Origin of the sequence: Pontibacter beigongshangensis (assembly GCF_014332515.1) — a bacterium.
Taxonomy (GTDB): Bacteria; Bacteroidota; Bacteroidia; order Cytophagales; family Hymenobacteraceae; genus Pontibacter; species Pontibacter beigongshangensis.
Map to the genome: position 1 here is coordinate 1 of NZ_VFSD01000032.1, position 21,267 is coordinate 21,267.

General features: G+C 51.9%; 15 protein-coding genes. 9 read left to right on the forward strand and 6 right to left on the reverse strand.

Features of this window, described 5'->3' with window-relative positions; genetic code table 11:
* Positions 1-22: 22 nt before the first annotated feature.
* The 3 genes from FJM74_RS20640 to FJM74_RS20650 form a co-directional block, all read right to left on the reverse strand.
* Positions 23-835, reverse strand: coding sequence for a TonB-dependent receptor (locus FJM74_RS20640; protein ID WP_187264542.1), 813 nt, complete (start codon positions 833-835; stop codon positions 23-25).
* Between the two features lie 132 nt (positions 836-967).
* Entirely contained in the window at positions 968-2,605 is a 1,638-nt protein-coding gene (locus FJM74_RS20645) for a TonB-dependent receptor (protein WP_187264543.1), read from the reverse strand.
* A 27-nt stretch (positions 2,606-2,632) separates the two neighbouring features.
* Positions 2,633-3,097 carry an RNA polymerase sigma-70 factor gene (locus FJM74_RS20650; protein ID WP_187264544.1) on the reverse strand — a complete coding sequence of 155 codons (465 nt, stop codon included), beginning with the start codon at positions 3,095-3,097 and terminating at the stop codon, positions 2,633-2,635.
* A gap of 483 nt (positions 3,098-3,580) precedes the next feature.
* On the opposite strand from FJM74_RS20650, the gene FJM74_RS20655 reads away from it, so the two are divergent.
* From FJM74_RS20655 to FJM74_RS20680, 6 genes are all read left to right on the forward strand, one after another.
* A complete protein-coding gene (locus FJM74_RS20655) occupies positions 3,581-4,465 on the forward strand; it encodes a hypothetical protein (RefSeq protein ID WP_187264545.1) in 885 nt (294 codons plus the stop codon).
* Positions 4,466-5,032: 567 nt separating this feature from the next.
* Complete coding sequence (locus tag FJM74_RS20660) at positions 5,033-5,311, forward strand: DUF4834 family protein (RefSeq protein ID WP_187264546.1); 279 nt, start codon at positions 5,033-5,035, stop codon at positions 5,309-5,311.
* Between the two features lie 42 nt (positions 5,312-5,353).
* Positions 5,354-7,801: a YfhO family protein gene (locus FJM74_RS20665; RefSeq protein WP_187264547.1), complete on the forward strand. Its 2,448-nt coding sequence runs from the start codon at positions 5,354-5,356 to the stop codon at positions 7,799-7,801.
* A 310-nt stretch (positions 7,802-8,111) separates the two neighbouring features.
* Positions 8,112-10,727: a T9SS type A sorting domain-containing protein gene (locus FJM74_RS20670; RefSeq protein WP_187264548.1), complete on the forward strand. Its 2,616-nt coding sequence runs from the start codon at positions 8,112-8,114 to the stop codon at positions 10,725-10,727.
* 10 nt (positions 10,728-10,737) lie between these two features.
* Positions 10,738-11,637: a 1-aminocyclopropane-1-carboxylate deaminase/D-cysteine desulfhydrase gene (locus FJM74_RS20675; protein ID WP_187264549.1), complete on the forward strand. Its 900-nt coding sequence runs from the start codon at positions 10,738-10,740 to the stop codon at positions 11,635-11,637.
* 62 nt (positions 11,638-11,699) lie between these two features.
* Positions 11,700-12,341 carry a DUF4230 domain-containing protein gene (locus FJM74_RS20680; protein ID WP_187264550.1) on the forward strand — a complete coding sequence of 214 codons (642 nt, stop codon included), beginning with the start codon at positions 11,700-11,702 and terminating at the stop codon, positions 12,339-12,341.
* Between the two features lie 39 nt (positions 12,342-12,380).
* On the opposite strand, the gene FJM74_RS20685 is transcribed toward FJM74_RS20680, so the two are convergent.
* Both FJM74_RS20685 and FJM74_RS20690 read right to left on the reverse strand, forming a co-directional pair.
* Positions 12,381-12,623, reverse strand: coding sequence for a PLD nuclease N-terminal domain-containing protein (locus FJM74_RS20685; protein WP_187264551.1), 243 nt, complete (start codon positions 12,621-12,623; stop codon positions 12,381-12,383).
* 174 nt (positions 12,624-12,797) lie between these two features.
* Positions 12,798-13,277 carry a regulatory protein RecX gene (locus FJM74_RS20690; RefSeq protein ID WP_187264552.1) on the reverse strand — a complete coding sequence of 160 codons (480 nt, stop codon included), beginning with the start codon at positions 13,275-13,277 and terminating at the stop codon, positions 12,798-12,800.
* Positions 13,278-13,698: 421 nt separating this feature from the next.
* On the opposite strand from FJM74_RS20690, the gene FJM74_RS20695 reads away from it, so the two are divergent.
* A complete protein-coding gene (locus FJM74_RS20695; RefSeq protein ID WP_187264553.1) occupies positions 13,699-16,296 on the forward strand; it encodes a DUF5686 and carboxypeptidase regulatory-like domain-containing protein in 2,598 nt (865 codons plus the stop codon).
* 164 nt (positions 16,297-16,460) lie between these two features.
* A complete protein-coding gene (locus tag FJM74_RS20700; protein ID WP_241739277.1) occupies positions 16,461-16,814 on the forward strand; it encodes a hypothetical protein in 354 nt (117 codons plus the stop codon).
* Between the two features lie 79 nt (positions 16,815-16,893).
* Here the strand turns inward: FJM74_RS20700 and FJM74_RS20705 are convergent, their stop codons facing one another.
* On the reverse strand, positions 16,894-17,844 hold the full coding sequence (locus FJM74_RS20705) for an EamA family transporter (RefSeq protein WP_187264555.1): 951 nt from the start codon (positions 17,842-17,844) through the stop codon (positions 16,894-16,896).
* 295 nt (positions 17,845-18,139) lie between these two features.
* Between FJM74_RS20705 and FJM74_RS20710 the strand changes: the two genes are divergently transcribed.
* A complete protein-coding gene (locus FJM74_RS20710; RefSeq protein ID WP_187264556.1) occupies positions 18,140-20,602 on the forward strand; it encodes a bifunctional UDP-N-acetylmuramoyl-tripeptide:D-alanyl-D-alanine ligase/alanine racemase in 2,463 nt (820 codons plus the stop codon).
* The last annotated feature ends 665 nt before the right edge of the window (positions 20,603-21,267 follow it).

Here is a 21,267-nt window from a genome sequence, read left to right on the forward strand (position 1 = left end):
CGAATTTTTAACTTGGCGTAGCCTAAAACCGGAGGGTGTAGCTCACAGAAGGCAGCAGCGGGAACAGCGAGCGCATCACGAGCTTTCTGCCAGTAAACTCCCGCCTATCCTGTGTGGTGGTATAAGTATTTTTGAAATCGAGGTAAAACGGGTTGATGCGGTTGTAGGCGTTGTAGACTCCGAAGTTCCAGGTGGCCGTGCGGTTGCGGCTGGTGGTGAGGGTGTAGCTGGCGCCCAGGTCCAGGCGGTGGTAAGCTGGCATGCGGGCATTGTTCCGGCCGGTGTAGATCATCACCTTGTTCCCGTTTACATCTTCCTGCACCCCTACCGGCAGCGTAGCTGGCTGACCCGTCATGTACACAAAGGTGGAGGAGAGGCTCCAGGCAGCAGATAATTTGTAGTTGCCTGTTATAGAGGCGACATGGCGGCGGTCGAAGTTGGCTACGTACCAGTTGCCTTCATTTATGTTGCTGAACCGGCGCTTGTTCCAGGCCAGCGTGTAGGAGAGCCAGCCGGTAAAGCGGCCTTCGGTGCGGTTAGCGAAAAACTCCAGGCCGTAGGCTTCACCTTTACCATTTATCTCAATGTTGTTCTGCCAGTTGTTGGTGTAGGCGCTGTACAAAAAGTTGTAGCCCTGGCGGTAGTCGATCAGGTTCGTCATGCTTTTGTGGTAGGCCTCCAGGCTCAGCTCCGTCTGCAGCTTAGGCAAAGTTTTGCTGATGCCGAAGCTCACCTGGCTGGCGAACTGCGGCGCCACCTTGCGTGTGGCAGGCACCCAGATGTCGTTGGGCAGGCCGATGCCGCTGCTGGTGAGCAGGTGGATGTACTGCCGCATTTGCGAGTAAGATGTTTTGAGCGCAAATTCGTGTGGCAGCAGAAAGTTAACCGAAAGCCGCGGCTCCAGCGAGGTGTAGGTGCGGCCTTCCTCCCGGAAAGCCGAAGCCCTGAGGCCACCGTTGAACTTGAGTCAGGGGAGCGGCAGGGCTTCGTCTTCGGCATACAAAACATATTCCCAGGCCCCGATCTGCTGGTTCGCCCTTTGTAGTGTGTCGGTATCTAAGGCGCTGTTGGTGCGGATGGCGCCTGGCTGAAAAACATGGTTCGTGATTTCAGAGCCGAGCTTCACCTGGTGGTTGGCTCCCGGAAAATAGTCGATGCCGTTGCGCCAGGTCCAGTCGCGCACCGTAGATTGGGTCGCGTAGGTACTGGTGATCTGGTTGCTTTCGCTTTCCTGAAACCTGTTTTCGCCGGTAAGGTGGTAGCGGTACTGCGAATGTGTGAGCACCGAGCGGTAAAACAATTTTGGGTGAAGCACCCGGCTGTAACGGGCGGTGGCGGTGGTGTTGCCCCAGCCAAGCTGCAGCTTTGTCAGTTCATCGGAGTTCTTCTCCTGCGCGTTCCAGAAGTCGGTGCCGTTGTAAATGCTCAGGAAAAGCCGACTCCCGTCTTTGAACTGGTGGTTTACCTTGCCGTTGAGGTCGTAGAGGTGGTAGTTGTAGTAGGAGGCGGTGCTTTTTCTCTTAAAATCGAAGTAACGCGGCAATAGCAGCAGGCTCAGGTAAGAGGCGCGGCCCGAAAACATAAAGGAAGTCCTATCGCTGCCAATCGGACCTTCCAGGTTAAAACGTGAGCTGATAAGGCCAATGCTCGCCTCCCCCTTCAGCTCCTGGTTGTTGCCTTCCTTCATCGTAATGTCCAGCACCGATGATAGTCTTCCGCCAAACCTGGCCGGGAAACCACCTTTGTACATGTCCACCTTCTTCAGCGCATCTGAGTTGAAGATAGATACAAACCCGAATAGATGGGCGGCATTGTATACAGTGGCTTCGTCCAGCAGAATCAGGTTCTGGTCCTGGGTGCCGCCACGTACCAGCAGCCCGGTGGTGCCTTCGTTGCCGGTGGTAACGCCTGGTGTAAGGGCCAGCGCCTTTATAAGGTCCGGCTCACCGAGTAGTGTTGGCACACGTTGGAGCCGCTCCACCGGCATGCTGAGCAGCCCGGCCGGTGCCAGCTGTTGCTGGCCCGGGGCTGTTACCGTTACCGCATTCATGGTCGTGCTGGCAGCTGTTAAAGGAAGCGCGAGCGTGGTGTCGCGCTGCAGGTGTAACGACAATGTCTGGCTCTGGTAGCCGATGTAGCTAACCTGTAAGGTGGTTTCTCCTGCTGGCAAAGTAAGGCTGTAGAAGCCGTACTGGTTGCTGACCACGCCGCTCCGGGAGGCAGGTGCCTGTACGGTGGCTCCAATCAGGGTTTCGCCGGTGGCTTTGTCTGTTACATAACCGCTCACGGTAACCTTCTGTGGCACAGGGTTGTTTGTTTGGCTTTTGGCAGGCACATACAAAATAATTTTATTTTCCCGCAGGAGGTATGCCACCTGCTGCCCTGCAAACAGCTCCTGCAGATGCGCCTCTACGGTTTGGCTTTTATGCTGTAGCGTCACCTGCCTTTGCAACCCGATGTTGTTGCCATACGAAAAGGTGAAACTGCCTTTCCGGCTCAGTTCCTGCAGCAGCTCCTGCACAGTGCCAGCCGTTTTGTCCAGCTCCACCTGCTTTTGAAGCAAGGCCTGCTGCGCCAGCAGGAGCGGAGCACGCAGAAATAGCAACTTTCTAATTTGACGCAGCAGAAGCATCTAAACAAGCAGCAGGAGCAGGAGAAACAGATCGGCCAAATGGCGGCGCAGTATTTTCAAGGCTTTGCTGATCTGTGTTTCCACCGTCCGCACCGAAAGCTGCAGTTCTTCGGTAATCTCCCTGTTCTTTTTCCCATCGAAGCGGTTCATCTCGAAAATCCTGCGGCATTGCTCCGGCAGCTGTTGGATGGCCTGCCCCAGCCGTGCCTCCAGTTCGGCCTGCTGCAGCGCGTCAGAATTCTCAAAAGTGGAGGATTCGTACAGGAGCTGTTGCTGATGGCTGTGGTGCACAGCTGTTTGTTTGATCAGGTTCAGGCAGGCGTGGTGCACCGATTTGTAGAGGTAAGATTTGAGAGCGGCAATTGCTGGTAGTTCCTCACGCTGCTCATACAACCGCACGAACACATCCTGCACCACTTCACGCGCTTTGTCTAAATCGCCGAGAAATTTTTGGGCAACAGGCACAGGACAGGGTAGTAACGATGGAACAACAGCTCAAAAGCAGCCTCTTCTCCATTCCTGATTCTCCTGATAAATTCCTGGTCTTCCTGCTGCACCGGACTTGCTAGGTTTGTTTTAGGGTAAAATTTGTTTTATTGGAATACAATAGGCGAGCGCCCCGCCAGGAGCGCGCCATTATGTTTAAGCTTGCTTATAGAAGCTTGGAAGTCTCTTGGAAATCAAAAGTATATATAAACGGATAAACTATGAGGTCGAACTTTATATAATTTCCGGTTGGCGGCTTGTCTCTTGCGTAGGCTTTCTCTACTTTTATCCCTGTTTTAATATTTTTTCGGAAGGCATGGCAATGCTACACGTATTTGCCTGCTGCCGGTTGGCAGCTTTGCGTTTTGTGAAGCAGTCTCTCCCGTTACCCATTTTTTATATTTTATTCAGAATTTAAACATGCGCTTTACAAAAGCTCTTTTTTCTAAAGCATGCCTGCTCGTGCTTGTAAGTTTAGCCGTTGGCTGCACAGCCCCCCGATCGGTTATCAACTCAGGCAAGGTAACGGCTCCCGGCCAGTTTAAGGCGGGCATCAACTTTGGCGGCAATATTGCCACTGAGCCCATTAGCCAGCTCAAAGACATAACCGAGGCCGCCGTAGACGCCATCCGCAGCAGAGACTCCGTTTTCTACGACAACCAGCTTGATGTTGCCACCAAAGCCACGATGGCGTATGCGCTGGACCCGGTAGGCCCCACCTTTGATTTTTACCTGCGCTACGGGGTAGTGGAGCGTGTGGATGTAGGTTACAAATATGCCTCTGGCGTGCATGTGTTCGATGCCATGTACCAGTTTATGGGCTCCACCGGCACCATCGATAATCCGGGCAGGGGGAGTGAGAATAGGTGGTATGGCAGCTTTGGTTTGCAGTATGCCGGGCAAAGCGCAGGCCTGCTCGATGCTATTTTCCTGGACAAGCTGCAGCCGCTCCTGCAGTTCACGGCCAAGCGCCGCGACCTGACGATCCCGCTCATATTCAGCAAATCCTTTGGACCCGAAGAAGAAAAAGGCAATGTGTCGTTTGGCGTGGTGTACAACCACACGTTTATCCAATACGGCTTCGACCCGAGCGGTGTGTACAGGAAAGTGGGTAGCAATGCGGTAGAAGTGCCGGCCTTTTCGGGTAAGAACAGCTTCCCTTCCTTTGGGATGTTCCTGAACGCCAAGTTAGGCTTCAAGTATGTATACGTGCTTCCGGCGCTGACTATCTACTACCAGAATTACGGTACTTACCAGATGCTGGAAGGCAAACAACACAGCTACTCCGGTCTTACCCTCATCCCGTCTCTCGGTGTGCAGGCAAGCTTTGGGAAGGGGCGACAGTAGTAACAGGTGTTTTTAACTGCGCCTTTTTGGGTAATTGCTATTAGGCAGCAGCAAGAGCAGCAGAGCCTTCGGAGGGGCATTTTCATTCAAATAATCCGGTGTGCCACAAACCTCGCAGCGTGCGCAGCTCCTGCGAGTGTTTAGTCTGGGAAAGCTGCTACTGGTCCCTAAGACCTTTACCGCTGGCGCGGGCTTGCAGCCTGTGCCTCCATTCCAGCAGGCTAAATTTCACGAGACTACAAACTCATTGCAGCACCCAATCAACAACTACCGATCATCTTAAAGCTCCCAACTTCACCAGGCGGGAGCTTTTTTGTTGCCGCTTAGCCTGTGCCTGCCAGATGGAACTTTACATTTACAGAAGTCCTTTATAAATACAGCTGTATCTTTATGAAAAGTTTTCTTCCGTCGAAATGGCAGGCAATAACGTTTTGGCAAGAGAGTTGTATAACTAAAGTGCCAGGCTGCGAGTCTTTGCAGGTAAGGCTGGCAATTTTTGTCAGGTACAAAATTTTTTGAAACATAGGCAGTGGCTGTTTTGCCAGGAGCTGCTCATTAGGTTATATCATGATCAAATTCATATTCGTTACACTTCTTATTATTTTCTTCATCAGGCTGGTGGCGCCTGTGCTGTTCCGTTGGTTGCTGCAGGCTTTCGTGAAAAAACAGATGCGCAATGGCACCTTCTTCTACACCAATACACAGCAGCCACCGCGCCCACAGAACGGGCAGCAAAATGGCCAGGCCAGGACGGAAAGCAACGTTAAAATAGACTACATTCCGGAGAACCAGCAAAAGAAGGGTTTTGATGGCGGGCAGTACGTAGATTATGAAGAAGTAAAATAAAATCCTATCTTTCAACCTCTATTTTCGAGGTTTCTGAACGATATGATTGCTTCTCTAAATTTTAAGCGCGATGTGTTGCCGCATGCCATCGCTATCCTTATTTTCTTTATTTTAACAGCGGTCTATTTCTCGCCCGTCCTGTTCGACGATAAAAGCGTCGCGCAGCACGACATCCTGATGTCGAAGGGCGGTTCCAAGGAAATACAGGATTACCGGGCCGAAACCGGCGAGGAAACCCTCTGGACAAACTCTATGTTCGGGGGCATGCCTTCTTACCTCATCAACACGCACTACACCGGCGATCTCTCCGGCTACATTCATAAAGTGCTCACGTTCGATATGCCGGCTATGGCAGCCAACCTCTTCATTACGCTGCTCTGCGCCTACATACTCATGGTCATGCTGGGGCTCAACGTGTGGCTGTCGGTGGTGGGGGCTATTGCCTTTGCGTTCACTTCTTACAACATCATTATCCTCGAAGCCGGGCATAACACCAAATCCCTGACCATCGCCTACATCCCGATGGTGCTGGGTGGCATGCTGTACGCGCTGCGCCGCAACCTCTGGATCGGTACAGCTGTTTTTGCGCTTGGTCTTACGCTCAACATCCACTTCAATCACCTGCAGATGACCTACTACATGCTGCTGATGGTGCTGGTGTTTATAGTCGTGGAAATCGTGTATGCCATTAAAAACGGTACGATAGTGGACCTCGTAAAGCGGGGCCTGGTGCTAGGCGTGGCCACACTGCTGGCCGTGGGCGTAAACTTCGGAAGGCTGTATACCACGGCCGAATACAGCAAGCACAGCATCCGGGGCAAATCAGAATTGTCGGTAGCCAACAGTGGCGACAAGACTTCCAGCGGCCTCGACCGTGAGTATGCGTTTAACTGGAGTTATGGCGTGAGCGAAACCATGACCCTGCTGATCCCTAACTTCTACGGTGGCAGCAGCAGCGCCCCCCTCGACTCCGACTCCGAAACCTACAAAGCGTTTACCAGTATGGGCGTGCCACCAGGGCAAGCCGAGCAGATCGTGCAGCAGGGCATGCCGATGTACTGGGGCGCACAGCCTATGACCAGCGGACCGGTATATGTGGGGGCCATCATCTGTTTCCTGTTTGTGCTGGGGCTGTTCATTGTAAACACCCGCACCCGCGTGTGGCTGCTGGTGGCCACGCTGCTTTCCTTTATGCTGGCCTGGGGCAAAAACTTCGAGGCCTTCAACTACTTCATGTTCGATTATTTTCCGGGCTACAATAAGTTCCGGGCGGTTTCGTCGGCATTGGTAATTGCTCAGATCGCGATGCCGCTGCTGGGCATGCTGGCCCTCTACAAGCTGTTCCGCGACAAAGGAATTGTTCCGGATCTGGATAAAAAAGTGTTGTACGCCGGCGGCATTACAGCCGGAATTTGCCTGCTGGTATGGCTGCTGGCCGGCACCTTTAGCTTTACGGCAAGCGTAGACCAGCAACTACTGCAGGCGCAGTATCCTGTAGATGCCATCCGTACCGACCGCGAAGCGCTGATGCGCAGCGACGCTTTCCGGTCGCTGGTCTTCATTGTGCTGGCGGCAGGCTTGTTGTACTTCTACCTGAAAAATAAACTTTCTGCTACACTTGCCATAGCAGGCGTGGGCGTGCTGATACTCGTTGACCTGTGGGCAGTAGACAAACGCTACCTGAACGAAGGTGATTTTAAGGAGCAGGCTGTCGAGAATTACTTTCAGCCTACGCGTGCCGACCAGATGATTCTGCAGGACAAGGACCTGCATTACCGGGTGTATTACCTGCCGAACCCCTTTAACGATGCCCGTACCTCCTGGTTCCATAAATCGGTGGGTGGGTACCACGGAGCAAAGATGCGCCGCTACCAGGATGTGATAGATCATCATATCGCAAAGAACAACCTGGATGTACTCCGCATGCTCAACACGCGCTACGTTATTACGGGCAATGAGCAGCAGCCGGTGCAGCGCCTGCCGGGAGCCCTGGGCAATGCCTGGTTTGTAGAGCAGATACAGAAAGTAGACAGCCCCGATGAAGAGATCGCGTCGCTGACCGACCTGGATGCAAGCACAACAGCTGTGATCGATGTGTCGAAATTTGAGGTGACAGACACCACCTTCAACTCAGGAGGCTCCTCCATTAAACTCACGCAATACGAACCAGACTACCTGAAGTACGAAGCCAATGCAGCGCAGGACGGCTTTGTCGTGTTTTCAGAGATATACTATGCCGATGGCTGGCAAGCCTATCTGGACGGAGAGCCTGTAGAGCATGTAAGGGCGAACTATATTCTGCGGGCCATGCCGGTGCCGGCCGGAAAGCACGTTATAGAATTTCGGTTTGCTCCAATGTCTTATGAAGTAGGAAATACAGTTTCGCTGATTTCGTCGTTCCTGTTGCTGCTGATACTGGTAAGCGCTGCCATTTACGGTGTCAGAAGCAGGCCTAAGGTGAAACCGGTGGAGCCTAAAGAGTTAGTGTAATAAGATAAGAATGACACTGTTGCTTCGAGCGTCCGGGGCAAGAGCCACAACAGCATCAGAGCCTCTGGAAGGGCATTTTCATTAGAATAATTTAAAATGCTCCTCGCCGGATATTACTACCGGAGCCTCAGCTTTTGCTGGGGCTGCTGAGGGAGGTCCGATGGCAGGAAGATAAGCATTATCAATTATAGGGTTATCATTGTATATGAAAAGACAATTACTAGTTAAGCGTATTCTTAAAATCCTTGAAGGGTTTGTAGTAAGAGCAGGACTGGCAAAATATACCTGTGCGTCTGTCTTTAAGACAAGAATGGGTAAACTTTTGCTCAAAAATGTAGCTGCTGTTTTGGTGGTAGCAGGTGCATTTTCTGTTGCCCAGGCACAGAATTTACCAGGCTCCAACGATGCTAGCTTTAATACGGCAGATGCTGTAGTTGCGGCAGGTTTTAATAGTACTGTTTATACTGTCGCCCTGCAGGCTGACAGCAAAATAGTGGTGGGAGGAAACTTTAACTCCCTTGTTGGAGGGGGTAACAGAATTGCCCGCCTCAATGCCGACGGCTCCCTGGATAACTCCTTCAACACAGGAGCAGGCTTTAATACGGCAGTGCGATCTCTCGCCCTGCAGCCTGACGGTAAAATAGTAGTGGGTGGAAATTTCACCTCTTTCAATGGCATAGATCGTAACAGAATTGCCCGCCTCAACGCCGACGGTACCCTCGACGCCTCCTTTAATCCAGGGGCAGGCTTTGCCGGAAGCGCCAACAGCTCTGTTCAATCTCTCGCCTTGCAGCCTGACGGTAAAATAGTAGTGGGTGGAAATTTTACCTCTTTCAATGGCATAGATCGTAACAGAATTGCCCGCCTCAACGCCGACGGTACCCTCGACGCCTCCTTCAATCCAGGGGCAGGCTTTACCGGAAGCGCCAGCAGCTCTGTTCAATCTCTCGCCTTGCAGCCTGACGGTAAAATAATGGTGGGAGGAAGCTTTAGCTACGATAACGGTATAAAACGATATGACATTGCCCGCCTTAACGCAGATGGTACACTAGATACCTCCTTTGACACCCCAACAAATTTGATCGGACCTATTTATTCCATTGCCCTGCAGCCTGACGGCAAAGTAGTAATTGGGGGATCCCTTCTTCTCTTCCATAATGGAACAAGAATCTCTATGATTACCCGTTTGAATGCCGACGGTACGCTTGATTCCTCCTTTGACTCCGGAGGAACATTTGGCAGTTTTAATAATACTGTTCGGTCTGTTGCCCTACAGCCTGACGGCAAAATAGTGGTGGGAGGAGAATTTACTGCCCATAACAGTAGGTGGTGCAACTATATTGCCCGCCTTAATGCCGACGGCACAAACGACGCCTCTTTTAACCCGGGGAAAGGCTTCACCCCCTATAACCCAGGTCAGGGAACAGGTTTTAATTTTCCAGTTTATTCTGTCGCCCTGCAGTCTGACGGCAAAATAGTGGCGGGGGGAGACTTTAGCTCCTATAACGGTACACGTTATAGCAAAATTGCCCGCCTCAACGGCGACGGCACAGTCGACGGTTCCTTTATCGGAAAAGGTTTTAATGATCTTGTTCGGTCTATCGTTCTGCAGCCTGATGGCAAAATAGTGGTAGGGGGAGACTTTACTCACTATAATGGTACACCTCGCAGCAGGATTGCCCGCCTCCACGCCGACGGCACGCTCGATGCCTCCTTTGACCCCGGAACAGGTTTTAACAGTGATGATTGGCCTATTCGGGTTTACGCTCTCGCCCTGCAGTCTGATGGCAAAATAGTGGTGGGGGGATGGTTTACATCCTTTAACGGTACAGAACAGAACAGGATTGTCCGCCTCAATGCCGACGGCTCCTTGGATAACTCCTTCAACACAGGAGCAGGCTTTAATACGGCAGTGCAATCTCTTACCCTGCAGCCTAACGGCAAAGTAGTAGTGGGTGGCTCCTTTGACTCCTTTAACGGTATAGGGCGCAACGGGATTGCCCGTCTCAACACCGATGGCACCCTCGACGACTCCTTTAACCCGGGAACAAGTTTTAATGCTATTGCCGCGCAGCCCGACGGCAAAATAGTACTGGGGAGAAGGATAACTTCCTCTGACGGTACATGGCGCGATATAGTTGTCCGCCTCCACGCTGACGGCACGCTCGACACCTCTTTTATTGAAACAGGTTTTGATGGACCTATTCACTTTATCGCCTTGCAGTCCGACGGCAAAATAGTGGTAGGGGGAAGGTTTACTTCCTCTGACGGTACAGAGCGAAACAGAGTTGCCCGCCTCAACGCCGACGGTACGCTCGACACATCCTTTAACCCCGAATTCAAACCCGGAGGTTCTAACGGAACTGTTTATTCTATTGCTCTGCAGCCAAACGGTAAAATAGTGGTGGCGGGAACTTTTAGCCTCAACACGGGTACAGTGCCAAGCTATTCTATTACCCGCCTCAACGCTGATGGCACCCTCGACGCCTCCTTTAATCCGGGGACTGGTTTTAATAGTGAGGTCCGGTCTGTTGTCCTGCAGCCTGACGGCAAAATAGTGGCGGGAGGATGGTTTACCACTTATAATCAAATTCCAAGAACACGAATAGCAAGATTATTTGGTGACGAAGGTAGCTCCTTAAGTACAGGCAAAGAACTGCAGGCAGGATTGGAAGTGCTGGTGTATCCTAATCCAAGCCAGGGCGATGTTCATCTGTTATTTACAGGAACAGGGGCTTTGGTGGGAGCTGTAAAGCTGGTGCTGCACGATTCTAAGGGCCGGCAGGTGCTTTCTAGGGAAGTAACAGTGGCAGAGGTGCAGGCAGGGGTACAGTTAGATACCTCCAGTCTGCCAGGCGGTGTTTATTTCCTGAACATTCAATCCAAAGAGAAAGCCATTATAAAACGCCTGGTGTTGACGGAATAAATAAATTTCAATGCCAGCTCCCCTTCAACAGCTACGACACCCCCTGCTCGACCAGCAGAATGTGGAGCTTTGGGTTAAGCGCGAAGACTTGCTGCACCCCGCCCTCCCGGGCAATAAATGGCGTAAGCTGAAGTATAATCTGCAGGAGGCGAAGCGGCAACAGAAAAGTACCTTACTCACCTTCGGAGGGGCCTACTCCAACCACATAGCTGCCGTGGCGGCGGCGGGCGAGGAATTCGGATTCAGAACCATTGGCATGATACGGGGAGAAGAGCACCTGCCGCTGAACCCTACGCTGCGTTTTGCCATATCTAAAGGCATGGAATTGCACTATCTGTCGCGGGAGGTTTACCGGCAGAAGGATGCGCCTGACTTTTTGCAGCAGCTGTCCGGGCAGTTTCAGGAACCCTTCATTCTGCCTGAAGGAGGCACGAACATGCTGGCCGTGAAAGGCTGCACCGAGATCGTGACTGACATCGACATGAAATACGACTACATTTGCTGCGCCAGCGGCACAGGCGGCACCCTGGCCGGTATTATAGCCGGACTGAAAGGGGAGAAGCAGGTGCTGGGGTTCCCGGCGTTAAAAGGAGGTGCTTTTTTGAGGCCGGAAATTGAGCAACTGCTCCAAAACTACAGCGGCAGGCATTTCGATAATTGGGAACTGATTACAAATTACCATTTTGGCGGCTACGCGAAAGTAAAACCAGAGCTGCTTACTTTTATGCAGCAGTTCAGAGAGCGGCACCAAGTGACATTGGAGCCAGTGTACACCGGTAAAATGATGTTCGGAGTCTTTGATCTGGTAGCGAAAGGCTTCTTTCCTGAAGGTGCCAGAATTATAGCCGTGCACACCGGTGGCTTACAGGGAAATGCAGGTTTCAGAGAGCGACTGGGGCTGGAGGTATGAACTATTAAATGTAGCATAATAGTTGTAGATACAAAAGCAGAACTCAAACCGAACAGGAAAAAATGCCTCTTTTCAGACTATTTCTTAAGCTTCTTCCCTGGCTCCTGATGGGTGCGCTTGTCTACTTTGCCTGGGTTAGCTTGCGGGATTTTTCCTTTTTCGGAACAAAGGAAGAGGTGAAAAAGCCGGACGTGATCGTGAACCACCACACCATCCTGACTACGGTAGAGGAGTTGGGTCGGATGGAACTGGTGCGCTTCAATTTTAAAGACGTGGTGGAGTACGAAAAGAACACTTCGAGCTGGGTGCCTAACTCGAAGGTCGTGCTGATCGTGGCCGGTGAGGCGGTAGGTTGCGTTGATTTTACAAAGTTGCGCCCCGAGGACATCCAGTTTCTGGGCGATTCGCTGGTGCAGGTGGCCTTGCCTGCCCCCGAGATCTGCTACTATAAAATAGACCACTCCAAAACCAAAGTCTTCTCGAAGGAATATACCTATTTTCAGGATGCCGAGCTGGTGCAGGAAAGCTACCGCTACGCCGAGAAGAATGTTAAACAGGCAGCGCTGAATTCAGGCATCTTGCAGCAGACAAAAGTAAACGCCGAGAAAGTGCTGAAGCCTATTCTGGAAGAAATAACGGGCCGCAAGGTGGTGCTGGTGCCACAGCGAACCATCCAGAATCCGCAGGCTCCACCAAAGAGGTAAGCCTCCCGCAGCCGCAGCCTATGGCTCAATACGAAAAGCTTATTTGATATCGGTGGTCACTTTTTGTCCTCTTCCAATTAAAAGGTACAGTAATGCTCCCAGAACTGGCAAGAAGATGATGGGAATAACCCATATCAGCTTGTTCGTGCTGTTCTTAAAATCGCTCCTAAGCAAATCAACGAGAGCCCACAGCCACAATATGGCCGGAATGCCCAGAAAGAATAATAGGAGAAGTATCTCATTTCCTCCCAATCCGATAAAAAGAAGCGTGTTTAGTGGCATGGTAAGTTAGTTTCAGTAGGCTCCATATAGCTGAAACCATAAATTGATATTTCTCAATATACGATTTTTCTTAAGGAGTACATATCTTAAAACCGCAGGCAGTAAACTTGATTTGGAGAACTCTCTCCATATCCTTCTGAAAAAAGCTTTGTGGCCTCAATCCTTTTTAAAAAGCTACTCCAGCCCCTTCAGCGCATCGTTAACCAAATCGTTTTCATAGCCTTTGCTCATCAGAAAGTAGGCCAGCTTCTGGCGGCGCAGAAAAGGGTTCTTCTCCTTCTCGGTGCTGTTCTTCTTCTCCAGCAGGTGCAGCAGGTTCTGCTCGTACTGCTCCGGGTCAATTTCTTTTAACCCCTGTTTAATGCAGTAATCCGAGATGCCTTTTGCCTTCAGGCCCTGCATTATTTTGCGGCGGCCCCACTTTTTCAGACCATACTTGCCTCTGACGAATGCCTGCGCATAGCGCTCCTCATCGAGCAGTTTCTCCTGGCTGAGCCGCACGATCAGTTCCTCCACCTCATCGGGCGAGAGGCCGTAGCTGTAGAGCTTGGTGCGTACTTCCTGCTGGGTGCGCTCCTGGTAGGCGCAATAAGAGGCTACTTTTAAAAGGGCCTGCTTAGGGGTATAGCTTTTCTTTCTGTTCTCGTTTTCCAAACTCAGGGTTGCTGTTGATGCTCCAAATATAAACAAGCCACGCCACATTAGAGTTCTCAGGAGCGCGAGCCGAGATGGCAGTCAGGAAGAAATTATTCCAATCAAAAAGGCCCTCCAGACCTATTGTTGCCAAGTTCATTTTTTACCTTCGATGAATTCGAATAAGATCTGTCGGGAAAACGGATCAGCAGCAGCAGTAGCTGTCTCCGGAGGGCCTTTTTAATTGGAATAATTTAGGAACTCCAGCCTGTTGCGTCCTATAAAACCGACCGGCAATGCTTCATAGCCAGTACTTCAGAATAAGCAACTAACCTGCCGTAAACAAATTAAGCTGTTTAAGAGTACAGATTTATCAATTCTGGCCTAAAAATTACGTTAGCTACGTAACTTGCCATCTTTACTTTATTCAAAACCTGATTGCATGCGTACGCTTTGCTTACTGCTATTTATTTTAAGCTTACCTTTTAGTTCCCTGGCTGCGGTGTTGCATGGGCGCGTCACCGACGAATCGGGTCAGGGCCTGCCCTACGCCAGCATTTATATACGCGAACTGGCCAGCGGTACCGGCACCAACGAGAACGGCGATTACCAGCTGCAGCTTAGCCCCGGCACCTACACCATCGAGTATAAATTTGTAGGTTACAAAGCCAGCCGGCAAACGGTTACGCTCACCGACGAAAAGCAGCTGCTAAACGTGCAGCTGGAGCCGGAAGTGCTGAGCCTGAACGAGGTGGTGGTGCGCGCTGCCGACGAAGACCCGGCCTACCCGATCATGCGCAACGCCATCCGGCTGCGCAAGTACCACCTCAACGAAACCAATGCCTGGAGTGCCCGTGTGTACATGAAAACTATGGGCCGCATGGAGAAGGTGCCCACCAAAATTCTGGGCGTGAAGCTGGTAGATATAGATACCGGCATTGTGTACCTGTCGGAGTCGGTGTCGGAGCTGCATTTTAAGAAGCCCAACAAGATAAACGAGCGCATGATCTCCAGCAAGGTGAGCGGCCAGAAAAAAGGCTTCAGCTTTAACCAGGCCTCTGAGATGAACATCAGCTTTTACGAAAACCTGCTAAGGGTAGAAGGATTGAACGAGCGGGGCTTTGTGTCGCCGCTGGCCAACAATGCGCTTTTTTACTACCAATATGAATACCTGGGCGCTTTTCAGGAGAACGGGCTTACCATCAACAAAATAAAAGTAACGCCCCGGCGGCGCAACGATCCGGTGTTTGCAGGCAGCCTCTATATTGTGGATGGCACCTGGCGCATCCATAGCACCGACCTGCGGCTTTCCAAGAATTCGGGAATAGAGTTTATCGATTACCTGCGGGTGCGGCAGGTGTACGCGCCGGTGCAGGAGCACGTCTGGATGCCGGTCTCGCAACGGTTCACGTTCGAGGCCTCGGGGCTGGGGTTTAAGGGGAGCGGTTACGCCATGGGAGTGTACTCCAATTACAAGGTGCAGCCTACCTACAGCAAGCCCCCCGTGCTGGCAGAGGTGCCGCCGGAGCCTGAAACAGCCGTTGCCACGCAGTCTGCCAGACGGCAGCAAAAGCCGAAGGTGGTGCTGGTGGAGCCCGAACAAGCCTCCCCACAGGAGCAGCAGCCTATCCACGAAGAAGGCTTGTTCAGCAAGGAGGTGCTGGTGGTGGAGGGTGATGCCAACAAGCATGATGCCGACTACTGGGTCTCTGTGCGGCCGGTACCGCTCACAACAGAAGAGCAGCAGGACTACCAGGTAAAAGACAGTCTGCAGGTAATCAAAGAATCGAGGCCTTACCAGGATTCGCTCGACCGTGTTCGGAATGAGCTTTCTTTCGCCAAGCTTTTCCTGCGGGGCTACACATACTCCAATAGCTACCGGCGCATCGAATACAATTTCGATCCGTTAATAGCTGTTACAGGCGGGCCCAGCATTCTGCAGTTTAATACGGTGGAGGGGCTGGTGGCGGATGTGCGGATGGCCTACACCAGAAGGATGGAAGACCGGCGCCGCTATATCATAGAGCCCGCTGTGCGCTATGGCTTCTCTAACCAGAAGCTCAACGCGAAGCTGCGGATGAACTACAGGTTTGACCCGGTGCGCTACAGTGCGATTTCGCTGGAAGGAGGCCGCTATGTGCAGGATATCAACAACACCAATGCCATTTCGCCCTTCGTAAACACGCTCTACACCCTGTTCTGGCAGCGCAACTACATGAAACTCTACCAGCGCGACTTTGCCACCATTAGTTATGGGTCGGAGTTGCTGAACGGGCTGCGCATTAACATGTCGTTGGATTACGCGCACCGTGTGCCGCTGCAAAATACCAGTGATTTCAGTTTCAGGGAGAGCACCAACGAAGACGGCTCCAGCCGCTTCACCTCTAATGTACCCCTTAATGCCGAGTTGGCCGATGCTGCTTTTTCGCCGCACCAGGCCCTTACTGTTGTTTTCAACGCCGGCTTTAAACCGGGCATGCGCTATATTTCGCGGCCCAACCAGAAAATAAACCTGGGGTCTAAATGGCCCTGGCTCAGCTTTGGCTACCGCACCGGCATAAAAGCGCTGGGAGGCGATGTGAGATACAGTACCGCCGCTTTCCGGATCAACGATAACCTAAGCCTGGGGCTGTTTGGCTCGAGCAACTACAGCCTAACGGCAGGCACGTTCTGGGGCAAGGAAAACATGCAGCTGATCGATTTTAAGCACTTTAACGGCAACCGGACTATTTTTGCAGGGGTGTACAGCGGGTTTCAGCTCCTCGACTATTACCGCTACAGCACCAGCAACAAGTACCTCGAAGGCCACTTTGAGCACCACTTCGATGGCTTTATCTTCAACAAAATTCCCTTGTTCCGCAAGCTGAAATGGCAGGAGGTGGTGAGCCTTAATTACCTGAACACGGTGGCCTCGGGCAACTACCTGGAACTGGGGCTGGGAATAGAACACATTTTTAAAGTTATACGAGTCGATTTCGTGACCTCGTTCCAGGAAGGCAATAAAGCGCGCACCGGCCTGATGATCGGTATAGGGTTTTGATTGAGTGTTTGTTGTTGCTGGCTGCTGATCTGGGATGAAGAGATTTAACCATTTAGCAGTTAAACCATTTAACTATCAACAACTAACAACACCCAACCGCCATTCAAACCAAAATACGCTATTGTCGTTAAAAATAAGAAGAATAAAATTTAACGACTATGAACATGATATTGAATATATTTAAGAAAGGCGCTCTGGTGGCATTTGTAGCCGCAATAGGTTTTAGCTGTGGCCAGGAGAGGCCCGTAACGGAGAAGGATACAAGCACAGGCACTGCAGAGGCTATTGTAGAAGGAAACCCCAGCGCCGCTAACCTGAACAACCCGCGTCCGGCCCCTATCGGCGATACGTCTAAAACAGGCGAGCAAGCCAACCGGTTTGGCGAGATGAACCCGAACCAGGATTCGGCGGCGCGCGCCCGAATTGAGTTAGATAAGCAACGGCAGTTGGAGCAAAACCCGGACCAGAAACCAAGTATTTCAACCCCTGAACGTCGCATAGACGGTAGCGGACAGTAGGTATAATTTCCTATAGAAGCAGGAAGGCCTTACTCTTAAGCAGAGTGAGGCCTTCCTGTTTTCTTCCCTTTTTATTTTATCACTTCAGCACAGCGTTTGTGCCTACAGCAGGTATTACAAGCCCATTGCCTCTTTTCTTTCTGCCTTTCAGGTGCAGGTTGTAGATGATAACGGATATAAAAATTAGCAGGTAAGCTACGGATTTGGCAAGTGTGGTTTGCTCGTTGTAGTACAAAAAAGCCACCAGAAAGTTAATTACCGGATTTATGTACATCATAATGCCGACCGTGCCTGAGGTAAGCTCCTTCAGGGCGAAAAGGTTCAGGAATAGCGGCAGCACCGTAAAGCCAGCGCTCAGAATGGCCACTACCCCAAAAAAACGAGCATCAACAGGCACCGCTGCGGTGTCAGAGAGGTAGGCATACATGGGGGCAATGAGCGCAAAAGAGAGCAGCAGTTGCAGGGTGAGCAGCACAATCTTGTCATATCCCTTCAGGATGCGTTGCGTGATCAAGTACAGCGCATACGTGAGTCCCACCAGCAGGCTGAAAAGCAGACTAACCATCTCGCCGCTACCGATCATGACACAGCTCACAGCGCTTATACCGATAGCCAGCCACTGGTTCAGGCGCAGCTTCTCCTTCAGGAGCAGAAAGCCCAGCATGGCCGTGAGGATAGGGCACAGCAGGTACGAAAAGGAGCCCACCTGTATGCTGATGTGGTTGACCACATAAATAAAAGCCAGCCAGTTAACAGTAAGCAAAAGTCCTCCAAGCAGCGTGTAAAGCAAAAAAGAACGCTTCTCTTTAGCAGAGGAAGCTATTACCTGCCGCCATGTTGCCAGCAGCTCCTTCCGGCGGAAAATACCCGAAACCAGCAACAGCAGCAGCACCGAAAAGGCAATGCGGTAAAACAGGATCTGCGCACTCGAGTATTCGGCCAAGGCCTTGAGCGGTATCGGAATAAAGCCCCAGATAATAAAGGCCGCCAGCCCGGCAGCATAATATGGTTTTGTTTGGATGGGTGGCATGTTATAAAAAAAGAGTACAAAATTACGTCCTGTATCGTTAACTATCTCATGCCAGTGGCAGATATTATTTTCTGAAGTTATATTTACTCTCTTTTGTACGATGCCTGAGGGTAAGCGTGTAAAGAAGCAGCAACAGCAGCGGAAGCCTCGGGAGGGGCATTTTCATTCAAATAATTCAAAAAACCAAGGAAATCAGGAGAATCCTTCTAATCATGGTTCAGACAAAAAATCTGTCTGCCGGAATCTGACTTCTGGCTTCTAAAAAGGTAAATTGCAGCCTGATAACTTACAGCGTATGCTTCATTTTCAAATGCTTGCCTCTGTGGTGGAGGGCCACATAGCGCAATTTATAAACGATTGGCCCGTGCTGGACCTGCTCACGGATAGCCGAAAGCTCTCGCAGCCGGCAGGCACCGTGTTTTTTGCCATCAGCGGCAGGCACAACGACGGGCACAAGTTTACCTCGCAGCTCTATGCGCAGGGGGTGCGGCAGTTTGTGGTGGAGGAGCAGCGCGTGCAGGCGCAACTTAAAAATTATCCGGAAGCTAACTTTCTGGAAGTGAAAAGCAGCCTGGCGGCTTTGCAGGCGGTGGCGGCCTGGCACCGGCAGCAGTTCCGGGTGCCGGTAATCGGAGTTACGGGCAGCAACGGCAAAACCATCGTAAAGGAGTGGCTGGCGCAGCTGCTCAGCCCCGATGAGCTGGTGGTGAAAAGCCCCCGCAGCTACAACTCCCAGATCGGGGTGCCGCTGTCGGTGTGGCAGCTGAACGAACAGCATACGCTGGCTATTTTTGAGGCTGGCATTTCGCAACCTGGCGAGATGGAGAAGCTGCAGCAGATCATCAGGCCCGGCATCGGCATTTTTACGAACATCGGCAGCGCCCACAACGAAGGCTTTACGTCTGTGGAGCAGAAGGTGGCAGAGAAACTGAAGCTGTTTAAACAGGCGGAATTGCTGTTTTATTGCGACGATTACCCACTGCTGCACCAGGCCGTGCAAGCCAGCGGCATAAAGTCCTTTACCTGGTCCAGAACGAGTAAAAAGGCCGACCTGGTAATTTCGGACACGACCGTGGCTGGTGCCAAAACCATTGTGGTGTATAACTGCCAGGGGCAGAAGCAGCGGTTAGCGATTCCGTTTACGGACGAGGCCTCCGTAGAAAACGCCCTGCATTGCCTGGCCGTGCTGCTGCACCGGGGCCTGCCGCTCTTCGACATCCAGAACCGGCTCGACAAGCTGCACCCCGTGGCCATGCGCCTCGAAATGAAAGAGGCCATTAACGGCTGCTACCTTATAGACGATACATACAACAACGACCTGGCTGGCCTGGCCATCGCCCTGGACCTGCTGGCGAGCCAGCCGCAGCGGGGCAGGCGCACGCTAATTCTCTCCGATTTGCTGGAGTCGGGGGTGCAGGAGGAGGAGCTGTACCGGCAGGTGGCCACCCTGGTGCAGGTAAAAAAGGTGGAGCGGCTGATCGGCGTCGGGCCTACCATGCAGAAACATGCGGAAGCTTTTGGCGGCATCGGCACCTTTTATAGCAGCACAGCCGCTTTTCTGGAGAGGTTTGAGGCGGACAGTTTCCGGAACGAAGTTATTCTGATAAAAGGAGCCCGAGTGTTTGGCTTCGAGAAAATTGTACAGGCTTTTCAGCAGAAGGTGCACGGCACGGTGCTGGAAGTGAACCTAGATGCGCTGGTGCATAACCTTAATTACTACCGCTCCAAGCTCGCCTCTGGCACTAAACTGATGGTGATGGTAAAGGCCTTCGCCTATGGCAGCGGCAGTTTTGAAGTGGCCAACCTGCTGCAGTTTCACCACGTCGATTACCTGGCGGTGGCCTACGCCGACGAGGGGGTGAGCCTGCGGGAGCATGGCATTACGCTGCCGATCATGGTCATGAACCCATCGGCCGACAGTTTTGCCAAGCTGCGGCAGTACAACCTGGAGCCGGAAATATACTCGCTGGAGTTGCTGGAGCAGTTCCTGCTTTCCTCTTCTGCGGCAGCTGCCCCCGACCGCATTCACCTGAAGCTGGATACCGGCATGCACCGGCTTGGCTTTATTGAAGAAGATTTTGAGTCGCTTTTCAGGCTTCTGGAGCAACACCCGCAGGTGCAGGTAATGAGTATTTTCACTCACCTGGCCGGCGCAGACGAGGCCCTGCACAACGATTTCTCAGCTCAGCAGATAACTACATTCCGAAAGCTATCGGAGCAGGTGCAGGCGCGGTTGGGTTACCAGGTGCTCCGGCATGTGCTCAACTCAGCCGGCATTGTGCGCTTTCCGGAGCACCAGCTCGACATGGTGCGGCTAGGCATTGGCTTGTATGGGGTAGAGGCTACAGGGGCAGAGCAGGAGGCGCTTCAGTCGGTGAGCACGCTCAAAACCACGGTATCGCAGGTAAAGCGCATTGGCAAAGGCGAAACCGTGGGGTACAGCCGCAAAGGGGTGGCTATTGAGGCCAAAACCATTGCCACCATAGCCATTGGCTACGCCGACGGCTACGACCGCCGTTTCAGCAATGGCGTGGGCGAAGTGATCATAAATGGCAAACGGGCTCCGATTATAGGCAACGTGTGCATGGATATGTGCATGGTAGACGTAACTGGGCTGGAGGTGAAAGCCGGAGACGGGGTGATGGTGTTTGGCCCGCAACTAACGCTGGTGGAGCTGGCGCAGAAAATCGGCACCATACCCTACGAGCTGCTGACAAACGTAAGCGCCCGGGTAAAGCGGGTGTTTTTTGCGGAGTAATGTTTAAGACATAAGACGCAGGACACAGGACACAAGATTTTTGTCTGCATCTCCCTGCGAAAGACTCCAGGCAGCGAGAATAAAAACGAAAAGATGAAGCAGCCAATAACTTATTTCATCTTTACATCTCCAGGTCAACAATCTAACAATTAAGCTATTAAACAACCAGCAATCAAATAATTTGAGTGCATAACATATGTAGGGATAGCCATATGGTAATTATTAATTTCAAAAAGCAATTGCACGGCATCGGACTTGGCTATCGAACCAAACCCAGTTCCTGGCTTGAGGCGCCGGGGGAAGGGGCCCTCTATTTGAGAGGTCCGGTGCCGCAGGCATCCTGAGAGGGAGCGAGTCAAAAAGGGCCCCCTGCACCCCTGGCAGGAGCGAACACAGCGCCGATGGCCAGGGACGAGGCCTCGCTTATATAGGGCCCCTTCCCCAGCCGTGAGCGCTCAGCGCCTATCACATGCAACAAAACAGGAGCAGAGCACCGAGTCAAGCAGCAGCCAAGACAGATGGAACCTATAGGTATTAGAATAGCAGAATATAGACATCCCTACATATGTTATACACTTAAATTTTTCCAATGAAAAACGCCTTCCGCACTAAGACTCAACTGCTGATGCGCCTGCTGCTGCCTATCTTAAGGTTGGGCTTAATAT

Bases quoted from the DNA above. Each gene is read 5' to 3' on its own strand.
- FJM74_RS20640 (WP_187264542.1), bottom strand. From the start codon at position 835: ATGCGGCAGTACATCCACCTGCTCACCAGCAGCGGCATCGGCCTGCCC.
- FJM74_RS20660 (WP_187264546.1), top strand. From the start codon at position 5,033: ATGATCAAATTCATATTCGTTACACTTCTTATTATTTTCTTCATCAGG.
- FJM74_RS20665 (WP_187264547.1), top strand. From the start codon at position 5,354: ATGATTGCTTCTCTAAATTTTAAGCGCGATGTGTTGCCGCATGCCATC.
- FJM74_RS20670 (WP_187264548.1), top strand. From the start codon at position 8,112: ATGGGTAAACTTTTGCTCAAAAATGTAGCTGCTGTTTTGGTGGTAGCA.
- FJM74_RS20675 (WP_187264549.1), top strand. From the start codon at position 10,738: ATGCCAGCTCCCCTTCAACAGCTACGACACCCCCTGCTCGACCAGCAG.
- FJM74_RS20680 (WP_187264550.1), top strand. From the start codon at position 11,700: ATGCCTCTTTTCAGACTATTTCTTAAGCTTCTTCCCTGGCTCCTGATG.
- FJM74_RS20685 (WP_187264551.1), bottom strand. From the start codon at position 12,623: ATGCCACTAAACACGCTTCTTTTTATCGGATTGGGAGGAAATGAGATA.
- FJM74_RS20695 (WP_187264553.1), top strand. From the start codon at position 13,699: ATGCGTACGCTTTGCTTACTGCTATTTATTTTAAGCTTACCTTTTAGT.
- FJM74_RS20700 (WP_241739277.1), top strand. From the start codon at position 16,461: ATGATATTGAATATATTTAAGAAAGGCGCTCTGGTGGCATTTGTAGCC.
- FJM74_RS20705 (WP_187264555.1), bottom strand. From the start codon at position 17,844: ATGCCACCCATCCAAACAAAACCATATTATGCTGCCGGGCTGGCGGCC.
- FJM74_RS20710 (WP_187264556.1), top strand. From the start codon at position 18,140: ATGCTTCATTTTCAAATGCTTGCCTCTGTGGTGGAGGGCCACATAGCG.